This window comes from Terrisporobacter muris (genome assembly GCF_024621905.1).
Lineage (GTDB): Bacteria > Bacillota > Clostridia > Peptostreptococcales > Peptostreptococcaceae > Terrisporobacter > Terrisporobacter muris.
The window spans coordinates 1-2,539 of sequence record NZ_JANKBY010000426.1; the positions used below are offsets into that span (position 1 = coordinate 1).

Here is a 2,539-nt window from a genome sequence, read left to right on the forward strand (position 1 = left end):
ATAACTTTCAACTCACCTCATTTACCTATTTTTCTTGATAGAAATACAGGTATCTATGGTTTGTAAATACATAAAATAAAGGAATATGATTTTCATCATATTCCTTTATTTTATAATATATATTTACTTATAAAACTTTTCATTTCATTATTTAAATCGCCACAATCTTCTATAGCCTCACATCTTCGACATCTTACTGCTTCCCCTTCTATTGCCGGCTGTATATCTATATTTCCATTATCATATGAAATTAAAAATCCTAAATTTATATCTTCATAAGGATTAATATATGCATCTGACATATTTATTCCTTGTGAACTTTCATTCATTTCATCATTAATAAGATATTTTTGTCCATTTACACAACATAGGTACTGTTCTTTTCTTATACCAAAGAAGTAATATATCTGACCATTATATTTTAATAAGTCTTCAACTTGCTTACTCTTTTCTTCTCCATCTAAATTTCTACTTACACCATTATAACATGATTTTACTTCAAAACTTTTTCCTATTTCCTCATTCATTTTACATAGATCAAAAGTTCTTAATTCCCCACTAAAAAAACTCATCTTATGACACCCCTTTATATGTTTGTAATTATATTGTAATTGAGAATAGTATTATTTTCATTATAAAAAAAATTTTATCCATCTGGTATTTTATACCTATTAAAATTTTAATTATCGCCTTAAGTTGTTGTTTTTCTTTAAAATAAAGATTAGAATGTTATTTGTAACCAAGGCAATATTAAAGTTCGTCAGGCTTAAATTAATATGGAGGTTTATTATGGGAGAAGAAAAAATTAGTTTTAAGGAGTTTATGTATGAAACATTTCTTCTTATAGTAGGTTGTTTTTTATTAGCATTATCATTTGTGTTATTTTTTGATCCTCATTCAATAGCACCCGGAGGATTAACAGGATTAGCAGTAATAATTAATTATTTATTCAGCATACCTTTATGGCTAGTAAACTTATTTTTTAACGTACCATTATTCATCATCGCTTATAAGGTTTTAACAAAAAGGGAGTGTTTGAAAACCTTATTAGGCATAGTATTCTTTACTTTAGCATTAAACTTATGCGAAAATTTTGCAACCCTTGAGATTACCAACGATGTATTATTAGCAACCCTTACTGGTGGTGTAATTTTAGGATTAGGACTTGGTATAATATTTAAAATCAACGGAACAACAGGTGGTACTGATTTAATAGGATTAATATTAAACAGATGGTTTCCATCAGTTAGTGTTCCAAAATTAATGGGGGTAGCTGATTTTATAGTTGTTGTATCATCAATATTTGCTACTGGGAAAGTAGAAATTGGTTTATACTCTGCCATAGGATTATACATTGCTGTTCTAGTAAGTGATATGGTTATCCAAGGTATTTATAGCGCTAAATCATTTACTATAATATCAAATTCACCAGATGAAATATCTAATGCTATATTAGAAAAGATGAGTAGAGGTGTTACTATTCTTAATGCTAAAGGTGGTTATACCAAAGAAGATAAGGATGCTCTACTTGTTGTAGTTGGAAAGAGAGAAGTATCTACTCTAAGAAAAATAGTTAAAACTGTAGACCCTAATGCATTTGTAGTTATTACGGATGTTCACGAGGCACTTGGGGAAGGGTTCAAACAAATGTATTAGAAAAATTAATGGTGGTATCATTTTTGATACCACCCTTTTATATCTATAATTTTATAAAATTAGGCTTCATTTTATCAAAAGTACAAATATATTTATATCCCATTTCTTCCAATCCTTTATAAATTCGTTTAAATTCATGAGCTACTTGAGCTGGATTGTGAGAATCAGAACCTGTAGTAATAATTTCACCACCAAGCTCTTTGTATCTTTTTAATATGTATGATGAAGGCGTTAAATCTGGTAACTTATATCTAAAACTAGATGTATTAATCTCAACTCCTTTACCATCGTATATCGCCATTTTTAATATTTCATCAATTTCATCACTAAATACTTTATCATCAATTATATTGTTCAAATCACCATATCTTTTTACACAATCTACATGCCCTAGGACAGAATAATTTTTAAATTTTCTAATAATATTATATAAAATTTCATAATATTGTCTATAAGCTTCAAACTGTGATTTATCTTGATAAAAATGTCTTTCTATTAAATCCAATTTATTAATCGTATGAATTGATGCTATAACAAAATCGAACTCATTTTTTTCTATATCTTCCATGCATTTACATAGAGTATGATTTTGTAATCCCATTTCTATTCCTCTTTTAATGATTACCTTATCCTTATACTTATTTTGAAAATATTCAAGATTTCTAAAATATTCATTATAATCGACAGTATGATCTTCTTCTATATTATTTGTAATAATACTATAATCTACATGATCAGTAAAACAAATCTCTTTTAATCCTAACTCTATAGATTTATTTATCATATCCTCCATAGGAGTATTACTGTCATCCGAAAAGCTACAATGCATATGATAATCGTAATACATATTCTTATCTCCCTTTATTTTAAAATTTCTAATACT

3 protein-coding genes are annotated in these 2,539 nt (G+C 27.3%); 1 reads left to right on the forward strand and 2 read right to left on the reverse strand.

Annotation, left to right across the window (positions count from 1 at the left end; genetic code table 11):
- Window positions 1-110: 110 nt before the first annotated feature.
- A complete protein-coding gene (locus tag NSA58_RS18745) occupies window positions 111-572 on the reverse strand; it encodes a hypothetical protein (protein ID WP_039678955.1) in 462 nt (153 codons plus the stop codon).
- A 217-nt stretch (window positions 573-789) separates the two neighbouring features.
- Here NSA58_RS18745 and NSA58_RS18750 point away from each other — a divergent pair, with 217 nt between their 5' ends.
- Window positions 790-1,656, forward strand: coding sequence for a YitT family protein (locus tag NSA58_RS18750; protein WP_039678954.1), 867 nt, complete (start codon window positions 790-792; stop codon window positions 1,654-1,656).
- 43 nt (window positions 1,657-1,699) lie between these two features.
- Here the strand turns inward: NSA58_RS18750 and NSA58_RS18755 are convergent.
- Window positions 1,700-2,539: histidinol-phosphatase HisJ family protein (locus NSA58_RS18755; protein ID WP_330652609.1), on the reverse strand; the 840-nt coding region annotated here is incomplete at its 5' end.

What these genes read in the sequence shown, in the direction of transcription:
- NSA58_RS18745 (WP_039678955.1), bottom strand. Translation starts at nt 572, where the DNA reads ATGAGTTTTTTTAGTGGGGAATTAAGAACTTTTGATCTATGTAAAATG.
- NSA58_RS18750 (WP_039678954.1), top strand. Translation starts at nt 790, where the DNA reads ATGGGAGAAGAAAAAATTAGTTTTAAGGAGTTTATGTATGAAACATTT.